This is a genomic window from Exiguobacterium sp. s57 (assembly GCF_018617685.1).
Classification (GTDB): Bacteria; Bacillota; Bacilli; order Exiguobacteriales; family Exiguobacteriaceae; genus Exiguobacterium; species Exiguobacterium marinum.
In genome coordinates this window covers 1187063-1207337 of the sequence record NZ_JACSKR010000001.1, presented here as the reverse complement: position 1 = coordinate 1207337, position 20275 = coordinate 1187063, and the positions used below count along the sequence as shown (strand labels likewise).

At 53.5% G+C, this 20275-nt stretch carries 12 protein-coding genes and 1 riboswitch; of the genes, 8 read left to right on the top strand and 4 right to left on the bottom strand.

What is annotated here, in order from left to right:
- Positions 1-222 precede the first annotated feature (222 nt).
- The 3 genes from KNO98_RS06065 (at position 223) to KNO98_RS06055 (ending at position 6823) form a co-directional block, all read left to right on the top strand.
- Positions 223-375, top strand: coding sequence for a hypothetical protein (locus tag KNO98_RS06065; RefSeq protein WP_214699808.1), 153 nt, complete (start codon positions 223-225; stop codon positions 373-375).
- A gap of 168 nt (positions 376-543) precedes the next feature.
- Positions 544-620, top strand: a riboswitch (cyclic di-GMP riboswitch).
- A gap of 13 nt (positions 621-633) precedes the next feature.
- Positions 634-1401 (top strand): transglutaminase-like domain-containing protein, encoded by a 768-nt coding sequence (locus KNO98_RS06060; RefSeq protein ID WP_214699806.1) that lies wholly within the window; start codon positions 634-636, stop codon positions 1399-1401.
- A 115-nt stretch (positions 1402-1516) separates the two neighbouring features.
- Positions 1517-6823 (top strand): SpaA isopeptide-forming pilin-related protein, encoded by a 5307-nt coding sequence (locus tag KNO98_RS06055; RefSeq protein WP_214699804.1) that lies wholly within the window; start codon positions 1517-1519, stop codon positions 6821-6823.
- Between the two features lie 49 nt (positions 6824-6872).
- On the opposite strand, the gene KNO98_RS06050 is transcribed toward KNO98_RS06055, so the two are convergent.
- Positions 6873-8957 carry a heparinase II/III family protein gene (locus KNO98_RS06050; RefSeq protein WP_214699802.1) on the bottom strand — a complete coding sequence of 695 codons (2085 nt, stop codon included), beginning with the start codon at positions 8955-8957 and terminating at the stop codon, positions 6873-6875.
- A 209-nt stretch (positions 8958-9166) separates the two neighbouring features.
- Here KNO98_RS06050 and KNO98_RS06045 point away from each other — a divergent pair, with 209 nt between their 5' ends.
- Positions 9167-9334, top strand: coding sequence for a hypothetical protein (locus KNO98_RS06045; RefSeq protein ID WP_214699800.1), 168 nt, complete (start codon positions 9167-9169; stop codon positions 9332-9334).
- A gap of 46 nt (positions 9335-9380) precedes the next feature.
- On the opposite strand, the gene KNO98_RS06040 is transcribed toward KNO98_RS06045, so the two are convergent.
- Together KNO98_RS06040 and KNO98_RS06035 are read right to left on the bottom strand one after the other, a co-directional pair.
- Positions 9381-10244 (bottom strand): tyrosine-type recombinase/integrase, encoded by an 864-nt coding sequence (locus tag KNO98_RS06040; RefSeq protein ID WP_214699798.1) that lies wholly within the window; start codon positions 10242-10244, stop codon positions 9381-9383.
- 13 nt (positions 10245-10257) lie between these two features.
- On the bottom strand, positions 10258-10701 hold the full coding sequence (locus tag KNO98_RS06035) for a sigma factor (RefSeq protein ID WP_214699796.1): 444 nt from the start codon (positions 10699-10701) through the stop codon (positions 10258-10260).
- A gap of 311 nt (positions 10702-11012) precedes the next feature.
- On the opposite strand from KNO98_RS06035, the gene KNO98_RS06030 reads away from it, so the two are divergent.
- From KNO98_RS06030 to KNO98_RS06020, 3 genes are all read left to right on the top strand, one after another.
- The gene (locus KNO98_RS06030) at positions 11013-13106 is read left to right on the top strand and encodes a heparinase II/III family protein (protein ID WP_214699794.1); all 2094 of its coding nucleotides are present in this window, start codon (positions 11013-11015) and stop codon (positions 13104-13106) included.
- A 113-nt stretch (positions 13107-13219) separates the two neighbouring features.
- A complete protein-coding gene (locus tag KNO98_RS06025; protein ID WP_214699792.1) occupies positions 13220-15289 on the top strand; it encodes a heparinase II/III family protein in 2070 nt (689 codons plus the stop codon).
- A gap of 182 nt (positions 15290-15471) precedes the next feature.
- Positions 15472-15984, top strand: coding sequence for a hypothetical protein (locus KNO98_RS06020; protein WP_214699790.1), 513 nt, complete (start codon positions 15472-15474; stop codon positions 15982-15984).
- A gap of 34 nt (positions 15985-16018) precedes the next feature.
- Here the strand turns inward: KNO98_RS06020 and KNO98_RS06015 are convergent, their stop codons facing one another.
- Positions 16019-17830, bottom strand: coding sequence for a hypothetical protein (locus KNO98_RS06015; protein ID WP_214699788.1), 1812 nt, complete (start codon positions 17828-17830; stop codon positions 16019-16021).
- 287 nt (positions 17831-18117) lie between these two features.
- Here KNO98_RS06015 and KNO98_RS06010 point away from each other — a divergent pair, with 287 nt between their 5' ends.
- Positions 18118-20190 (top strand): bifunctional metallophosphatase/5'-nucleotidase, encoded by a 2073-nt coding sequence (locus KNO98_RS06010; protein WP_214699786.1) that lies wholly within the window; start codon positions 18118-18120, stop codon positions 20188-20190.
- The last annotated feature ends 85 nt before the right edge of the window (positions 20191-20275 follow it).

Genomic DNA, 20275 nt, shown 5'->3' with positions numbered 1-20275 from the left:
TGTCACTTCCTGTCGAACGAAAGACCTATATCCGACACAATTAATTCCCCTTTTTTATTAAAAACAAACAGAATGTTTGTTACAATAACGTTACACTAATGTTAGATATAGGTATTAATTGAATTCCAATCCATAATACAATGTTCTGTTTCCACACAATTCAAGTGAAGGAATTGGAATATTGAATCAGTCTACTCATCTATTACGAAGGAGCTGTGTCCATTGAACGATGTTCTCTTCTATGTCTTATTGTTGCTGGCGCTTCCGACCCTCGGTTTTATCTTAAATTCGTTTGTCACCCTGTCACGATTTGTGAAACAGCGGATCCATCGTCGTTTCCCATTCACGGAGCAACTGTCCTTCCGTTCGAAATGATGAAAGATTATTGTCTATTTGCCTGTTCTTGACAGATTCCGCTAGATCCTCTCACGCCACTTACGATGAGGGGTTTTACGCATTCATTTCAGCACATTCATTCCCATAAAATTTAAAAATCAGACATCGTCCACGCATCCCTTATGCTAAGGTTGAAGCGTAAGACTTCACTGATAATGGCAAAACTACGCGAAAGCGAGTGACGCAAAGCTATAGGGCCTGTAAAATGGCAGCCAGTTTCCAAAGGAGGTTCGTCTCGTGAAGAAATTCTTCGCAGGGATGTTGGTATTGTTGTTCGCACTGATTGTGGTGCGACCTGCCGTCGCAGATGCGGCGAGCGCGCGTGTCGATACACGAACGGGGAAAGTCGACGTGTACATCTCAAATAAGGACAAAGGATCGTTCAAGTTCGAGGTGCGACAAGGCAAGCAGGTCCGTACTTACGATGTCTATAGAGGGAAGAATCATTTCAACGTCAACTATGGGAATGGGGACTATTCATTCACGCTTTACCAGTCATCGGACGGGAAACGCTATAAACGCGTCTACCGCCTTCAGAAAACGGTCCGCCTCGTCCATTCGACGGCACCGTATCTTCATTCCACCCAAAATGTTTCCATTGATTCTGCGACGTCGCGTCTCGCCTCGTCGTTGTCACGCTCATCTTACTCCACTTCGACACAAACGCTCGTGACGAGCCGTCACGTCAACCGACTCGTTGACTATGACGACAACAAGCTCATGAAGCTCTCATCGACTTATCTGCCGAATAACGCCGACACGATTCGGACGAAACGGGGGATCTGCTATGACTTCGCGTCACTAAACGCAGCACTCCTTCGTGCCCAAGGCATCCCGACCCGTCTCGTGATGGGGACGGCGAAAGGCGTCGACGGCTATCATGCGTGGAACGAAGTGTTCGTGAGTGGCAAGTGGCGTGTCATCGATGTGACGCGTGACGTGACCGAGCGACGGACGACGACGTATCGTATCACCTCTGACTATCGTGCCACACTCTATGACTGAATGGCGACCAAGGTCCCTTCCGAGAAGGTGGCCTTTTTTTGGTATGTTCTTTGAGGCGAATCTCCTTGTTCAACGTTTGTGATGTCTGCAAACAAAGACGCAGGAGGAAACGCACATGAAACGATGGTTATCCATGGTCTTGACCATATTGCTCGTCATGCAGCCGTTCGCTGTCTCGCGAATGGCGTACGCGGAAGGGGACCCGGTCATCACGGACCCGCAGCCACCGGACAGCCCGGTCATGACGATCACCGACAATATTTTGAAATCGTACACGATTCGGACGACGACAACGGAAAACGTTGAGGTGAGTACGGTCACGACCGATTCGATCGTCGAGATCAACTACAATTGGGCGATCTCGAACGGGCACAGTTACACGGACGGGTCGACGTTCACGTTCCAGATGCCGAGTGAGTTGAAGGTGTATGACGCGGTCACGAACGCACCGCTCAACTTCAACGGGCAGTCGATGGGGACGTACTCGCTCGCCCTCGACGGGACGGCGACGATGAGATTCAACGACAACGTCTACAAATACTCAAACATCGAAGGGACGATTCAAGCCCTGACACAAGTGAAAGAGACGACCGAGATCTCCGAAGAGCGGACGGTCACGATCACCCCAATCGAAAACCAGCTCTCGCAAACGTTACCGGTCGGATTGAAGACGCCGGGGAAAGACATCACGAAAGCCGGTGTCGCCGACCGACCGTACAACCCGAGCTCGATCGAATGGACGGTCGAGTTGAATAAAGGGCTGAAACAGATTGAGGATGCCCGCTGGACGGACGTGATCCCTGCAGGTCTGGCGTATCGCGCCGACAGCATGGAAGTGACGCGGCTCGTCATGGCGATGAACGGGAGCGTCATCCGTGAAGAACCAGTGACGGGGCTCACGGTCGACACGACGGATGGTCTCGCCATCGACTTCGGGACGATCCAAAACGCTTATCGCCTCACCTTTATCACGGATATCCTCGATGAAGAGGTGGCGACGTTCAACAACGTCACGAACCTCGAAGGGACGTCGTTCGATAAGGCGACGGCCTCGGCGACGGTTGCTGCCGGACGAGGCACGGAGCTCGAGAAGCGGACGGACGGCTATGACGATGTCACCCAGACGATCACGTGGGAGTCAGACATCAACTTCCGTCAACGGAATATGGGCTCGCTCACGGTGAAGGACTTGTTCACCGACACGCATGAACTAGACGGGCTCACGTTATATGAAGTGACGCTCGATGCCAATGGGAACATTGCGAATCGGGTAGCCGTTCCCGTGACGACAAGCAAAATCACGGACACAGGGCTCGAAGGGTTCACGTTCGACCTGCCGAAGAACGGGACGGCGTATCAGCTTGAGTATACGACCCGGGCGAAAAATCGCGTCGTCTCCTCGGGCAACGTGACGAACACGATCGAAGTGAACGGCTGGAAGAGGTCGGCGACTCGTTCGATCGGACAAGCCGTCTTACGAAAGACGCACAAAGCGCCCGATTATGCGGCGGAAACAATCGAGTGGACGCTCGAGTTGAACCGGGACAAACGCGTGATGAACGATGTCGTCATCACGGACACGTTCCCGAACGAGGGCTTGACGTTCATCGAGGACTCGCTGACAATCAGTGGATTGACGAAAGGGACGGACTACACGGTCACGCCTGACGCGAACGGCTTCGCCATCCGTTTCAACGTGCAATTGACCGATACACATGACATCACGTATGAAACGACGTTCGATTACCGCGAGCGTCTGGACGCGAACAATACGAGCTTCGTCAACGAGGCGACCGTCGACTGGGTCGATGAATCATCGAACGGACGCACGGTGACGACGACGGATTCTGTGCAACCGGCCTCGAACACGCGCAACAACGGATTCAAAGGGGGCACGTATAACGCTGTCACGAAAGACATCACTTGGAAAGTCGGGATCAACTACCACGAGTATGCGACGACGAACCTGACCGTCACCGATACGTGGGAAGGGACGCAAATACCGGACAAGGATTCCTTCACCGTCGCGAAGATGACGCGTGGAAGTGGGGCGAACGCCTACTCGGTCGATGCGACCCCGATCCCGGCGTCCGCGTATAACGTCGTGTGGAGTGACACAGGCTTCGTGTTGACGTTCAACGAGCCGACGGATGACGCGTATGTCATCACGTACGACACGAACATCGACGATACGAAAATCGCGCCATCGTATAAAAACACGGCCGTCGTCACAGACGGGGCGACCGAGCTCGGCAATTTGCCGGCGACGGTGACGATTCGTCACGGTGGCGAATATAACGAGAAACGAGGCGTCCAGCAAGGGAAGCTCATCGCCTGGACGATCGACATCAACTTCGGACAATCATCGCTACAAAACGTCGTCATTCGTGACGTCCCATCGAACAATCAGGACGTCCTGCTCGATTCGCTGAGCGTCTATGAGACGACGGTCGCCCCGAACGGTACGGTGACGAAGGCAGGGAAGCTGTCGACGGATGCGTACACGGTCAGAGCGATCCAAGAGATGGGCGAGTTCGAACTATCGTTCGACGACCCGATCGATCGTCCGTACATTTTAGAATATGACTCATATATCCTGGCCGCGGTCGGCACAGACATCACGAACGACGTCTATGTGACGGCGGATGAGGTATCCGAGAACACGACGACGAAACAATCGAAGGTCCGAGTCGCCCGTACGTCCGGAATGGGGACGGCGAGTGGAGAACTCGGTGAATTGACGATTACGAAGACGGATGAGTTGAGCGAGAAGAACTTAAGTGGGGCCTCGTTCGACTTGGTTGACACAGGTAGTGGCCGTACCGTCCGTCGCGGCACGACAGGAACCGATGGGACCTTGACGTTCGGTCGTCTCCTGTACGGGGACTATCGTCTAGTCGAGACGAAAGCGCCGGACGGTTACTTGATTGCGACGGCATCCCGAAATATCACCATCGCGAAAGTGAAGGAAGCGACGACCGTCAAAAACGACACGATCCGTCAAGACGTCGAATTGACGAAGACGTCGACTTCCGGCAAGGTACTCGAAGGAGCGGAGTTCAGTTTATATAATGCCGCCGATACGCTCGTCAGCGAAGGGCTCGTGACGGACAAGGACGGCAAAATCACCGTGACCGACCTCGAGCCGGGCATGTATTACTTCGTTGAGACGAAGGCGCCGACGGGTCACTTGTTCGATGCGAAGAAGCATGGCTTCTCCATCGTGAAAGATCAACTGACGACAACGACAGTCGGTGTACAGAACCAGCCGTTCAAGTCAATCGAATTGACGAAAGTCGACTGGAAGACGGGCTTGGCGCTCCCAGGTGCCGTCTTTGACTTGAAAGACACGAACGGAAACACGCTCCGCACGGGGCTCGCGGCCGATGCGTTCGGTGTCCTATTGATCGAGGACCTCGACCTCGGCACGTACCAGCTCGTCGAGACGAAGGCGCCGGACGGATACGTGTTACCTGAAAAGGCGTATACGTTCACGGTGACGCTCGAGAGTGACGCCGTTCAAAAGGACAACGTCAAAAACGAGACGATGAAGCGTGTGAAGTTGACGAAAGTGGATAAAGACACGAACGCCACGCTTCAAGGCGCAGTCTTCACGTTATACAACAGTAAGAACGAAGTCGTCCGTGACGACGTGACGACGGGAGCAGACGGGACGGTCGTCGTCGATCACCTAGACATCGGTACGTACACGTTCGTCGAGAAGACCGCACCGACCGGCTACATCTTAGACAAGACGCCTCATGCGTTCACGGTCGAGTACGGGCAAGACGTCGATGAACAGATCACCATCACAAACGAACAGCAAAAATCGGTCCGTCTCATCAAGACGGACGTGATCAACGGGTCACGCCTCGCCAATGCGACGTTCTCGCTCTATCGACAGGACGGTGTCCTCGTCGAGGCGGGCTTGAAGACGGATGCAAACGGGGAGATTTTGGTCGACCGATTGAACCCGGGCGAGTACTACTTCCAAGAGACGGTTGCACCGCCTGGATACATGCTAGACATGACGGCACGTCCGTTCACGCTCGTACGCGGGACGAACGATATCACAGAAGTGATTGCGACGAACGATTCATACAAATCGGTCCGGATGACGAAAGTCGACTCGGAGACGGGCGACCGTCTAGCGGGGGCGACGTTCAATCTCGTCAATTCGTTCGGGACGACGATCCGCGAGGGACTCGTGACGGACGCGACAGGTGAGATTTATGTCGGCGGGCTCACACCGGGCAGCTATGCGTTCGTCGAGACGAAAGCGCCGGACGGTTACTTGCTCGATTCGAAAGAGCACACGTTCAGCGTGGCATCTCGTCAAGCAACACCGACGACACTCACTGTCACGAACGAACAGAAAAAGTCAGTCCGTCTCACGAAGACGGACGTCACGACGGGCGATGTGCTTCCGAGCGCGACGTTTGACTTGATTGATGCTTCGGGTGACGTCGTCCGTGCAGGACTTGTCACAGATGCGTCTGGAGAGATCTTCGTTCGCGACCTCGAACCGGGCGACTACGCGTTCGTCGAGACGAAGGCACCAGAAGGTTATATCTTAGATACGGCAAAACACGAGTTCACGCTCACACGCGGAACGAATGAAGTCCTCGCGGTCGATGTGACGAACGACCTGTACAAATCGGTGCGACTCGTCAAGACGGACAGCGAGACCGGTAATGTGTTGGCCGGTGCGACGTTCAAGCTGTTGAACGGTGATAGCGAAGTCGTGAAAGCGGATCTCGTCACGAATGAAGACGGAGAGATTGTCGTCGAGGGGCTCGTTTCAGGTGACTATCAGTTCGTCGAGACGAAGGCACCGAAGGGGTACTTCTTAGATGAGACACCGCATCCGTTCACGTTTGAGCGGGGTGACGTCGAGAAGACGGTCGCGGTCGAAAACGACCGCATCAAGACACTCCTCGTCAAGAAGGTCGACAGTGAGACGGGTGAACCGCTCGAAGGGGCCACGTTCACGTTGACCGATTCAACCGGTAAGGTGATCACTCTCACGACGGATGCGTCGGGTGAAGCGCGCGTGACCGACTTGAGACTCGGCACGTACACGCTCACGGAAACCGAGGCGCCGTTCGGCTATGAGTTGGACGAGACCCCACGGACGATCCGATTCGAGCGTGGTGGTGCGAACGAGCAACAGATCACTGTAGAAAACACAGCAGAGTATTTCGAATTTGAAGAGACAGAAATCCCTGGCGGTGCCGGAGGAGGCGGTTACGATGACGCCGACTCTGAATCGACACTCGGTGCGGGCGACAGCAAGAAACCGACATTGACGGAGCGACTCCCATTCTTAGGTGGCGAATCGTCGAATGGTTGGTTGATCGGCTTGGTGCTTCTCGCCATCGGGGTCGGATTCCTGTGGATGACAAGACGGAAGACGGCATAAACATGAAAACAGGTCCTTTACGCGAACATGGCGTAAAGGACCTGTTTGTTTACATCGGCACACTGATCTGTTTCGTCTCTTTATTCGAGAGCGTGTACGTCACGATATAGTTCGAACCGGATACTTTCACACTCGCCGACCGGATCGTCGTCTTCGACTGGTCGAGTCGGATGAGCGTGAGGTAGCGCACGTCTTTCCCGGTGTTATACGAGATGACTTGGGGACGCGGCTTCCATTCGTAATCCTCGACGGCGACGAAACTTGTGCTGTTGCGCATCGATGAATTTTTCAGGTTGAGCTGCATGAGCTGGATCGTCCGGCCGTTCGAGTCGCCATAGACGACGTTCTGGGTCGCCATCGAGCTCTGGAGCAGTTTCAGGCCTTCCGCGAGGTGGAATCGCTGCACGAACTTCTCCTGTGTCGGGGAGCTGATCCGGTCGTAGACGACGAGCGTCTGTGCCTTGTCATAGACGAGCGTCCGGCGATGGGTTGCCCCTTTACCGATGAGCTTGCTTTCGCCCATCGCGAGGAGTGACGGACCGAGGTTTTTGACGGTGACGATCTTACTCTTCTCACGCATCGACGCGCTCAAGTCGAGATTCGAAGCGTCACGATGGACCGTATTATGGGCATCGACCCCGAAGACGCGCTGACGCTCCGGACGGTTCGTATACCCGTAGCGTCCCGTCTCGATGATGAAGTCGCGACCGAGCCCGTACAGGTCGATGCTCAAATCGTCGGCGTGCTTATGGGCACTACTGTGATAGCCCGCCGTCATCATCACTTGCGTCGCCTGATTGAAGGCACGCGGTGGGGCAGACCAATACTCGCGCATGAAGCTATACTGCGTGCTGATCTTCTTCACTGTGAGCGGTGGGCGTGACCCTTCTGTCCCTCCCGAGACCGCGTAGGCGAGCTGTGGGAAGTCGTCGATATGTGGGATGATCGATGTCGTGCGCCGAGCCCCGGACGTGTCCCCGAAAATCGGGAGCGTCCCGTTCGGCTTGACCATATACGTCAGCTGTTTCGGCATATATTCGACACGTTTCATGCTCGACGGGAGCGTGAAGCGGTTCTCGTCCGCCCAGATGACGAAGCGGTCGAGCACGTGATACATATACGCCTGATAGCCTGGTGAATGCTCGAGATGGACGGCGTCCGATGTGATGCTGTGGCGAATCTGTTTGTCGAGCCGGCTGTCAGCGATGGTTTTCCATCTCGCGCTTTGGTCGAACTGCGGGAACGTCTGCGCGATCGCCGTGAGCGCCATGTCCTGGAACACGCCGTGGTTATGTTCATACTTATAAAAACTCGATGTCGCGAGCAACGTGCCGTGCTCATGGAGCGTCCGCAGCATGAGACCCGTGAATGCCGTGTCTTTGTAAAGGGACGACGACTTATACACATCCCAGAAGTTCAACAAGTGGAATGTACGGACCGATGTGCCGTGGTCATTATATGGCCAGCGGTACTGTTTGTAGTTGGCGACGGGGTGGGCTTTCGTCCAACTCTTCACGACGCGCATCCCGTATTTCAAATATGAGGTGTCACCCGTCGCATTGTAGGCTTGCGTCAATTGGTTCAACACCGTCAAATAGTGGATCTGAAACGGATACGAGTTGTTTGAGGAGCTCGGGATACTCCGATGCCAATCGAACGTGTCGATATTTTTGACCGACAGACGATGCGGCGTGGACGGGACATACCAATCCCCGCGAAGGGCCCGGTTCGCGTAATCGATCGCCCTCGCTTCGGTGAGACGTTCATATTCGTACGGGGCGTGCGGCGCCATCTGTCGCATGTATTCATGCGCCAGTCGTGCTGTCCCGCTCGACGTTAAGTTTGAACGGGTGATGGCGTCAGCGAGTAAGAGCTTCGCCTGACTCTTCTTTATGTAGACCTTCTTTCCACCGCTCAGGGCGACATAGTACCAGCCGGACGTACTGATCGCCGCATAGCGCTTCGTCGTCGAATAGGTCGCCACTTTCGTCAGCTTCCCGCTTTTCATCTCATAGACGATGGCGTTCGGGATGGAGCGGATGTGGAACGGGTTCGTCGCAGCCTGAACGGAGTCGATCGGGGTGACAGATCCCCACGCACCGATCAAGACGAGGACGAGTAAGATTCGTTTCATAGATACACCTCAAAAATTGGATTTACTTCTTTTTCAAAGTATACCATGAGGTGAGGTTATTTCCTTAATTTTCTATATTTTAAATTTCGAATAAGGACTGTATTTGACCTGTCAAAAAAATAGACTACCGAGACGGCGATTAGATTGAAGTGATAAAGTGACTCGGTGAGGACAGTCCAAAGCGTACAGATTGTGAAGGGGGAAATACATTGAAACATGTTAGCTTGTTCCTACTACTTTTCTTTATTACTGCGATGTTTATATACGTCGTATCTTTAACCGCGCCGCAACTTCTCGTGCCGATCGTGTATCTTGCGATTGGCGCATTAATTGGAATCATCGGGTATCTATTGAAGGTATATGTGATGAAAAGATGATTAAAACTCCGGTCGCTCGTGGACCGGATTTTTTATGTTCCTGTATTCACTCCAACGTCAATCGCTCCACCGCATCACGCAAATGATCCTCGCGCACACGGATATAGCGCCGGGTCGTCTTCGGCTCGCTATGACCGAGCAGTTCGGACAAAGTTGTCTCCTTGACGCCCTTGTCATAGAGATGCGACGTGAAGGCGTGCCTTAGCGTGTGCGACGTGACGGATGTACCGAGCACGTCCTCGGCGGCGCGTTTCAGGTGACGGTTGATCGTCGTCTTGCAGATGAGCTCGCCGCGAGCACTCGGGAAGACGTATGGCGAATCGATACATCTCCGCTCTTCCTCAAGGTACGTCGTCATCATCGCATGAGCCGCATCGTTTAGCGGGACCTTGCGTGGTTTCCCCGTCTTTGATTCATGGATGTACAGGAGACGCGCATTCAAATCGATGGCGTCGAGGGTCAACTGTCGCACTTCATTGATGCGCATCCCCGTATGCAACTGAAGCGTCAGAAAGGTTCGATACAATGGGACATCGATCGCATCGATGACGCGGTGTAAGTCGCTTGGTGTGGGGACGTCCGAAGGTGGACGTTCCGTCACTTTCACACGAAGGTGATGGAACGGATTGTGCGTGACGAGCTGCTCGGTGATGGCCCAGTCATACAAGCCACGGAGTGCGCTCAAGTAATTGTTGATCGTCACTGGTTGACATCCTTCGGAGCGGAGGGCGTTGATATACGGCATGACGTCCTGTCTCGTCTTGAAGTCATCGAGGGTTCGGTTCTGTCCCATGATTCTTTCGAACCGGGCGAACTTATACATGGCCTGGCTGACCGTGTTGTCCGATTTTCCGGTCATGCGTAAGTAGTGGACGTGTTGATCGACAGCGTCTTTCATGTGTAAGGTCATCTTCATTCTCCTCTTACTCGTTGTCCTCACGGAGCATCCGCTGGAGTTCGGCCTTGTAGGCACGGAGGCGGCTCGGGGAGTATCCGAGCGAGGCTTCAGTTCCGTGAAGCATATGGCAGAGTAAGGTGAAATGACGATTTGGTAAAGTGGAACGCTTCTCGTCTAGCCAGAGGGACAGCGGCACTTCGCTCTTGTCGATTTGCTCGGGGAGTCGTTCACTCGTCACCTCGTGCTGGAGCGTCTTCGCCTGCTTGGCACGCTCGTTTAAGATTGCCCCACGGATGCGGATGAAACAGTATGTTTTCCCTAGCGTCTTGCCGTCTTGGATGGCTCGCCATAGGGCGATTCGTGCCGTCTGGGCGGCATCGTCGACTTCGTTCGGATGGAGATGGAGTTGACGGATGACGTAAAAGATCATCGGTTCCCACTCTTTGATTTGTTCGTTTGCGTCTGGCATGATGGGCTGCTTTCCCGCGCGCGTCTCAAGTTTCCTAGGTGGTTACAGCATAATGGTTGTTATAGAGAATCCCTGCTTTTGATCCATAAGGCTTGGCGCAAATGGGATACAGCATTTTAAGACTACTTCCGGTTTGATTTGACGAAACGACACGGTTGGCGAGGTGCGAAAACCGCATAACAACCATTATAGGAGGAAAAACAGTGATTTTTCAGATAAAAGGTGAATGGTATCCAACTTTTAGTTGTTTAAACTTTATTTAATGGATATAATTTACAGGATAAAATTAAACAGAAACTGTGAGGAATATCATGAAACCTTTGTATACACGATTGTCGAGCTGCGTGCTGAGCGGGATGCTCCTGTTCGCCCCGGTCACGGCCGAAGCGACGGCAAACTCGGACTTTAACGCCCGTGTCGCCCCTTCGACGACGCTCCATCAAATGAAAGACAAGAAGTTGGTCCCGCTCCAGACGACGAACGCGACGAAAGAGTATCGCATCGTCCGCCCGTCCGGCTGGTATTATCTGGCCATGTCTGGCGGCAAACGCATCTACGTGAAGAAGAGTCAAGCCGAGGTCGTCCCGGCCCGCTCGTTGACGAAGTCACGGATCCAATCGACGACGAACCGTCCGCTCATTCATACATACATGAAAGAGACCGATGCCCACATCCCATACGAGTATGATCGTTTGACGACCGAAGAAGCGAAAATGTATGCGGACCGAGCGCTCGCCGGCAACTGGTACATCCCGGCGGAGCCGAAACAATTGTCGGTGCCAAACATCGACACGTTCAACTGGCATAAGGACGTGCCGGCTGTCGACAACAACTCGTTCCCGTTCCAAATCCACTATATGACGGTGTTGAACCAATTGACGCAGGCGTATAACGACTCAGGCGACCTCGCCTATCTCCAATATGGCGAGCGTCTCGTCAAAAGCTGGACGAAAGCGCATCCGGCCTATAACTACAAGCGACTCAAATGGGGATACAACGACCAGGGGACAGCGCTTCGCGTCTTCCATCTATTGAACTTCTGGGACGTGTACAAACAGACGTCGCTCAACAAGGACCCGGCGTTCACCGAGCTCATCTTGAAGACGCTGTATGAGCACGGCGAGATTTTAGCATCCGCTGACTTCTATAAAAAAGAGCACAACCATGGAATCTTCCAAGACATGGCGCTCACGGCGATCGCACAGACGTTCCCAGAGTTCGACAAGAGCAAGACGTGGCAGTCGCTCGCGAGCTCGCGTCTACAGGCCCAACTCGCTTTCAGCATCTCGCCGGACGGGGTTCATCTCGAACATTCGCCGTACTATCATGTATACGTGTATCATACGTTGTCACGGTTTATCGAATGGGCTGACGCCAACGCCTTCGTCTTGCCGTCACGGTCGGGTTATATCGAAAAGATGCCGGACCAGCTCACCTATATGTTGAAGCCGAACCGGACGCTCCCGATCTTCGGTGATACGACAGGCTATTTAAAAGCGATGAACATCATTCCGAATACCGAGAACTATCCGGAACTCTCCTACGCCGTCAGTGGTGGGGCGGAGGGGACGGTGCCGCAACTGTTGACGAAACAACTTGGCGACCAGTACAGCTTCATGCGTGAATATTGGTCACGTCCACCGGAGTCGTTCTCGGGAGCGACCCAAGTGATGATGACGGCGGGGTACCATAGTACCGCCCACAAGCACGCCGATGACTTGAGCATCGACCTGTACGGGCTCGCCCGTGACTTCATCGTCGAGACGGGACGCTTTGGCTACTCGACGGACCCACGACGACGGGAAGTGCTCAAGGTCGAGGCGCACAACACCGTGCACCGCTACGGGGATGGTCTTGACTTGAGTGCGAGTATGGTCGGCAAGAGCCGGATCGTATCGGTCGAAGACAAGGGCGATACGAGTATCGCCATCGGGGAGAGTGCCCTCGTCGGGAAAGGCGCGACCCATCGCCGAACGCTCGTCTATGACAAGGCGAAGACGCTCGTCGTCTACGACAAGATCACTTCTCAGGCCCCGGATATGTTCGTGCAGCGATTCCATCTCGGTGACGGCTTGAAGCCTTACGCCGGCTCGACGGACGCTCAGAACGTGACGTTCCGGGACGACAAGCGCCGGACGATCCAGTTGATGCAGCTCGAGACGGACGAAGAGTCGTACATGTCGATTCAGCCGAGTCACTTGTCTGTCCGCAACTTCGAATGGAAGCCGCGTGAACAAGTCGTCTCGATCGAGTATGGGGATGACGTCCGTTACCTCACGCTCATCCGGATTGACCGGACGAGCACGTCAATCGTCGACGCCTCGTTAGCCGAGCAACCGGAGCAATACGTCGTCACGTATACGCTCTCGAACGGCACGACGAATACGATCAACGTACCGAAATGAGCATGGCCCAGCGAAAGCTGGGCTTTTTTGTGTGAACGACTGGGTAACTCTTGAATCCCACCATTTGCTAAGGTAGAATTTTCAAGTATAACAAATGACAAGTGAGGGAACGAATGGAACATTCAATCGCAAGACTCGTCGCCCAATTTGGCGGCTCGCTCGCGGCACGGGGAAGCCACGTATGGGACGTCGTCATCTCGGCGGGGACGATGCTGTATCAATGGAAAGGAAGACGGGTCGTGCCGGATATGCGACTCGAGACGACCGGGACCGGACGACTTATCCGTCCGTATGGGGAGTATCATGTCGTGCGTCTGAACGGGAAACAGTCGCTCGTCATGTCGTCCGATGCGATGCTCGCCATGACGCGCCCGCTCACGAAGGCGAGACTGTCCGACCGGATGGAGCGCCTGCTCGTGCATCAGTACATCCAGGACAAACGGCCGATCGCCCCGTATCGATATGAACGGCTGACGGACGATCAGGCCGTCTGTTTTGCGGACGGTGTCTTACAAGGCAGCTGGTACATCCCGGCCGCGCCCGATGCGTTACGTGTCGCGGACGTCGATGCGTTCGATTGGGATCAGATGGTGCCGCGGGTGGACAACAACTCTTTCCGTCTCCAGCTCCATTATTTGACGACCGTCCATCAGCTGACCCGTGCCTTCGAGGTGACGGGAGAGACGGCTTATGTGGAACACGCCGCTCGCATCGTCGATAGCTGGCACGCGTGTCATCCAGTTTTTGCGGTCAACCGGAAGCGCGAGGCGTACCATGAGCACGGCACGGCGATCCGCGTGTTCCATCTGCTCGGGTTCTTTGAGGCGTACCGATGCGCCGACATCGAGCGTGACCCATCGATGACAGAGAAGCTGTTGAAGATGTTGTACGACCACGCCGTCCTGTTGGCGACGCCGACGTTTTATCGGCCGCGTCATAATCACGGGATGTTCCAGGATATGGCGCTCTTCGCGGTCGCTTCCTGTTTCCCAGAGTTCGACCGGAGCCCGGAATGGGAACGGATCGCCCGCGCGCGTCTCGATGCCCAGATTGACACGAGTCTCGCCGCAGACGGGACGCATCTCGAGCATTCGCCGGGCTATCACGTGTACGTCTATCATATGTTGAGCCGCTTCGTCGACTGGGCGAACGTGAACGGCTTCCCGTTGTCCGACCGGTTTGACGTCATCGACGCGATGCCGGAACGCCTCGTCCATCTGATCAAGCCGAACCGGACCCTCCCGATGGTCGGGGACACGGGCGGTCAGATTCGGGGACGGCATCTGATTCCGCGTGTCGACTCGTATCCGTCACTCGACTATGCGTTGAGCGGGGGACAGGAAGGGGTTTGTCCGTCTGAACGGATGGTGAACCTCGGCTCGAACTATGCCGTCATGCGTGAATATTGGGCGCATTTAAAGCGTCCCTTCAGTGATGCGACACATATTTTGATGACGGCGGGCTATCACGGCGCAGCCCACAAGCATGCGGACGATCTGAGTCTCGAGTTGTATGGGCTCGGTCGCGACTTCATCGTCGAGATGGGGCGATATGGGTATGCGGACTGCGAGGAACGCTCGGAGGCGATGCGCGTCACGTCACACAACACGGTGCATCGTCTCGGGGACGAGCTCGACTTGTCGGTCGAGCGGATCGGGGAGAGCGGCATCGTATCCGTCGAACCAATCGGGAAGCAAGTGGTGGCGACAGGGGTGAGCCGTCTCATCGGAAAAGGTGCCCTCCACACTCGGAAGGTCGTCTACGATCAGGCGCGGACGATCGTCGTTTTTGACCACATCACGTCACCAGAACCGGACCTGTTCGTCCAGCGCTTCCATGTGGCACCGGGTCTCGACCTCGTCGAAGGATCACCGGAGTCCCAGAACGTCTGGTTCATGGACACGTCGAATCGTGCGATGCAGATCGTCCAACTCATGACGGGGGACGAATCGTACATGACCATCGAAGAAAGTCACGTGTCGGCTCGCGATTTCGAATGGGTGAGCCGTCCACAGGTCGTATCCATCGAATGTGGGACGGACGTCCGCTTCTTGACGCTCATCCGCCTCGACCGGACGAATTCACGCATCGTCAAGACGCAAGTGGAAGAAACAGGGGATAGGTACATCGTCTCATATTGGCTTGAGAGCGGGACAAAGCACGTCATCCGGGTCCCGTATTGACTCGATTATAAAAAAAAGACGAATTTGAGTTTTTCCTTGATGATTTTTACCAACGATATTACAATAATTGTATAAGAGTCATGTATATCATTTACATATGCGATAATGTTTGGATGCATTTAGGGATAAAGTCACATCACCTTTTGAACTAATTCTAAGCAGGGCGCATGGAGGAGGACCAAATGAGTCGTAAGGAAAGACGGATCAAAAAAAGAATGATGAGTGGGCTTCAGGTAACGCTTGTCGCGATGTTGCTTTTGGCGGGGATGTTTTGGACGCGCGCGGCGGACGATGCGGAAGCGAATGACTTCATTCTCCCGTCGACGACCGGCGAACAGTTGACGTTCAGCGGGATGGCGCTACGCCTTGACCCGAAAAAAGGACCTTACATCCATGGGAATGCTTCCCATTTCCCACGTGGATTTAAAGAGGTGTACATCGATCAAAACCGCGGTTATTTGACGGTCAAGCGCGACCGTTTCGATTCGGTCGTCTCGATTATCACTGACCCGGATGAGACACTCACGGCCCGTGGAATCACGATCGGCTCGTCTGGCGGTGGCGTCATCACGAACCTATACTTCTATCAGAACGGGCGCTTGCTCAACTTGGCAGACCCGAACGATTACGCGCTCGTAGCGGGCGTATACTCGAACGTCTGGTTGACGATTATCAGTCAGCCGAACGGACAATGACATCCTCAGCCGAGGATGTCATTTTTTGTAGGCTTTATTTGTAAACGGCGTTTTTGTAGCCGAATGATTGGATCGTGAGGTTGGTCAATCGCTTCGTATCATATAGTGGGAAGATGACGGTTTCAGACGACTTCCAGCCACCGAGGTTGATCTTGTCCGTCGAGACCGGTCCGCCCGTACGATGGTTCGCATTCACGTCGACGTTGAAGAAGTGGATGTTACGTAACCACTCCTTGTCACCCGAACGGACGGCGACATATGTCCGAGACCCAGATTCGACCACTTTCGCCTCATAGGCAGGCGGCTCTTGTTGATAGGCAGAGAGTGGCTTGTCATTGATGGAGACGAGTTCGATCCGAGATTGCGAGTCGTTCGGGCGCGCGACTGCTTTCGTCTCCATCACGAGGCTACGCGTCGTGTTGCCGTCGATGGTGACAATCCGAGTCGATCCGACAGGGAAATCGTAAATAAATGCCTGGCCTTTCTCTTGGCTGACATACCACTCTTTCTTCTCGATGAGTGGACGTTTGAAACGGATTGTCTGTAATGTGCCATCCGTGACCATGGCGGTGACGGCACGTGCATATTGACTGGAATACGATGCGTTGTCGACATGGTCATGGAACGTCTGGACCGTCAGTTGACGATCTGACGTATGAACGTAGGCCGGTGTCGTCTGTTTCGTCATCATGACCGCATCGACGAGACGGACGATGTCTTTCAGGTCGGTCGCCGAGTTGACGAGGCGTTTGTTCGGTCCAGCCGCCTCATTTTGGCGAAGTGCCGTCACATAGTCGCCGACACGCGCTTTCGTGTAGGAGATGTTTAGCGTGTCGAGTGTAGTCGTGACCGATGCTTCGTTCACGTTCGAGAACATCTTGTCGATGGCGAGTTCGGCTTTCCCCATCTTCTTCCCGCGAATCGTCTTCGATGGCTTGATTGAACCGATGACACCGTTCTTTCCTCCGAGGACATGCGTCTTCGTCGGTGCCGCGACGGTACGGACGTTGAGCGTATTCGTCCCACGTACGACGACATCTGTGTTGCGAATGTTTAAGAAGCCGACCTCTCCCGAGTACCGAACGGGGATCTCATACGAATATTCCGTATCTTTTGAGATGTCCCACCGTTCAATCGTTCCTTTTCCGGCAATCTGGACTTCCCCTGCTGTATGGAGCTGTTCGATCTGACCGTTCAAGGTGAGCGTTTGTTTACCATCATCAAACGGTGGATAATGCGCATATGTATTCGCGACGACTTGACGGAGCGGTCCAGCCGTCGTCAACGTGAAGTTCGGTGACATCGGATTCCAAGGGATGGATAAGCTGTCGATCCGACTCGCTGCCGCTTTGTCGATGACGAGCGAGCTGGCAGGTTGACTGAGCGGGAAGAAACTGAGCTTTTTCCAACCGATTAACGTCCGACCATTTGTTTTCGGTACGACCAGCATGCTTTTGAGGGCTGTGCCATTTTTTTGAAAGAATGGCTTGAGCGCCGAATCAATCTTATAGCTGACTCCGGAGATGCTGACGATGTCCGTGCCCTTATAACTCATGACTTCGTTCATATCATATGAAGCGATCGGTGTCTCGAGCGGCATGACGGAGCGCATGGAGAGATACCCTTTCGTTTTGCCGATTTGGACGTGGGCCCACGAGTTCGTCTTGCTGAGGAGCTCGACTTTCGTGTTCGCCTTCACCGTCATCAAGGTCTTGGCACCTTTTTGCGTCGATGCTTTTAGGTGAGTGGATTGGACCGTCTTATACACCGGTGATGCCGCCTCGACTGATTGCATCCCGAATAGGACGAACAATAAAATAGTAAAACCTAGAATTTTTTTATACATATGTGTACATCCTTCAATCTAAAAGTCATTATATACCAAATGATTTCGGCATCTCGAGTTACTTTGTCATAAAGAGGGAATCGTTTTTTGTGGAAATTGTAAAAAGGTTAAAAATCTTCAATTTGTGATTGTTTATTGGACGCTTTTCCGTTACGTTAGAACTAGAGCGAATTGTACACATGGGGGAAAAACGGACGACTTTGGGGCAATGGGATTACACATAAGTCGAACGATGTAAGCGCTTTCCTTCCTGTGTCCTGTTCGCAAATCCGAAAGGGGAACTGAACATGGCAAAGAAATCATCACGTAAATTGTATACAGCGCTTGCCGTAGCAGCTGTATCGACGGCTTCACTCACACCGGCTGCTGTCACAGAAGCTGCACCGAAAGTACCGGTCGCGAAAGCGAAATCGGCGTACGTATACAAAGGGGATTTAGATGCAGCACTCGACGCTACATACAAAGGGGCACGAGTTCACTGGTACAAATCAAGTGTCGACCTTGAAAAACTTGGAACGTTCCAAACCGCACGTGGGATTGTCCTCGGTAAAGGGATGTATATCGAGAAGCGTGTTCGCGTCCTCGACCATCCGATTGAAATTCTCCCACCGTCTGAGCCGCTCGTGTTCAAACAAGGGAAACCAGCGCTCGGTATCTTGAAACAAGACGTACGATTCGCAAGCGGTACTTACGAAAAACCGGTTCGTTGGAGCGGAATCAACACAGATGAAGTCGGCGAATTCGTCGCGACGGCTACATACAAAAACCGTGGAAAAACAATCACACTCGAAGTCCCGTATACAGTAGAAGGATACAAGCTTTCGATCATGCACACGAACGACACGCACGCGGCGCTCAAGTACGCACCGAACCGTGCGACGGCGATCAAGCAAGTTCGTGCCGAGAAGCCGGATAGCCTCTTGATCGACGCAGGGGACGTCTTCTCAGGATCGCTCTACTTCAACGAGTTCAAAGGTCAAGCCGACCTCAAGCTCATGAACTACATGAAATACGACTTGATGGTACCAGGTAACCATGAATTCGACCTCGGTACAGAGCAAGGACATAAAGAACTTGCTGACTTCGTCCGCTATGCGAACTTCCCGTTCGTCAGCTCGAACGTGGACTATTCAAAAGACCAGTACATGAAGAACCTCTACCGCGACGAAACGACACATAAAGCGTACAATGGTCGCTTATATGAAGGTGTCATCAAAGTCGTCGACGGGGAGAAGGTCGGATTCTTCGGTTTGACGACGGAAGAAACGGCGTCAATCGCAAGTCCGGGACCGATCGAGTTCCAAAGTTACATCGCTGAAGCGCAAAAAGCGGTCGACGCATTCGAAGAGATGGGAATCGATCAAATCGTAGCTGTCTCGCACCTTGGCTATAACGACAATCCAGCGTTCGATAACGATTTGTTGCTTGCTGAAAACGTCGACGGAATCGACATCATCGTCGGTGGACACACGCATACTCGTTTGAAAGAGCCTGTCCTTATCACAGAAGGAAAAGCAGAGCCAACGGTCATCGTTCAAGCGGATCAATACAGCAATTTCCTCGGAACGGTTGATGTTGAGTTCGACAAAGACGGAAAAGTCATCAAACATGCGGGTAGCTTGATTGATGTGAAAGCACTTCAACCGGACCCATACGCGGTCTCACTTCTCGCACCATTCAAAGAAGTCGTGGATGCAATCAGTGAAGACCCGATTGGTGTGTCACTCACAGCACCACTCGAAAACCCGCGTGATGAAGGTACTGTGACTGCTCCAAGTGTACGCAAAAACGAAACGGCACTTGGTAACTTGATCACAGACGGCATGTTCACAAAAGCGAAAAAATATGATGCAGACGTGATTGGTGCCGTTCAAAACGGTGGTGGAATCCGTGCGGCAATCGATGCGGGTCCTGTCACGACAGGTGAAGTGTTGACGACATTACCGTTCGGAAACACGCTTGCCATCATGGACTTGAAAGGTAGCGAGTTGAAAGCGGCGTTTGAGCGCAGTGTTGGTATTTACCCAATCGAGAACGGTGGATTCCTCCACGTATCTGGATTCAAAGTGTTGTTCGACAGCTCAAAACCGGCTGGCGAGCGCATCGTTAGCTTGCAGTACAACAACGGCACAGATTTCGTCGATGTTGAAGATGCGACAAGCTACAAAGTGGCAACGAACTTCTTCACAGCGCAAGGTGGAGACAACTATGTTGAGTTTGAAACGGCATTCAAAGACGGCCGTGTCAACGACCTCGGTCTCATCGATTGGGAGAACTTCCGCGATCACTTGATCAGCCTCGGTGAAGAAGTCACACCGGCTGTTGAAGGACGAATCGTCGACGTCAACGCAGCAGAGTAAGTGAATAACTGTTTTGGGGATGAATTTCTAAAGAGAAATTGCCCCATGACTATAGATGGACACTCGTTTCAAGCTACTTGGAACG

Bases quoted from the DNA above. Each gene is read 5' to 3' on its own strand.
- KNO98_RS06055 (WP_214699804.1), top strand. From the start codon at position 1,517: ATGAAACGATGGTTATCCATGGTCTTGACCATATTGCTCGTCATGCAG.
- KNO98_RS06050 (WP_214699802.1), bottom strand. From the start codon at position 8,957: ATGAAACGAATCTTACTCGTCCTCGTCTTGATCGGTGCGTGGGGATCT.
- KNO98_RS06040 (WP_214699798.1), bottom strand. From the start codon at position 10,244: ATGACCTTACACATGAAAGACGCTGTCGATCAACACGTCCACTACTTA.
- KNO98_RS06035 (WP_214699796.1), bottom strand. From the start codon at position 10,701: ATGCCAGACGCAAACGAACAAATCAAAGAGTGGGAACCGATGATCTTT.
- KNO98_RS06030 (WP_214699794.1), top strand. From the start codon at position 11,013: ATGAAACCTTTGTATACACGATTGTCGAGCTGCGTGCTGAGCGGGATG.
- KNO98_RS06025 (WP_214699792.1), top strand. From the start codon at position 13,220: ATGGAACATTCAATCGCAAGACTCGTCGCCCAATTTGGCGGCTCGCTC.
- KNO98_RS06020 (WP_214699790.1), top strand. From the start codon at position 15,472: ATGAGTCGTAAGGAAAGACGGATCAAAAAAAGAATGATGAGTGGGCTT.
- KNO98_RS06015 (WP_214699788.1), bottom strand. From the start codon at position 17,830: ATGTATAAAAAAATTCTAGGTTTTACTATTTTATTGTTCGTCCTATTC.
- KNO98_RS06010 (WP_214699786.1), top strand. From the start codon at position 18,118: ATGGCAAAGAAATCATCACGTAAATTGTATACAGCGCTTGCCGTAGCA.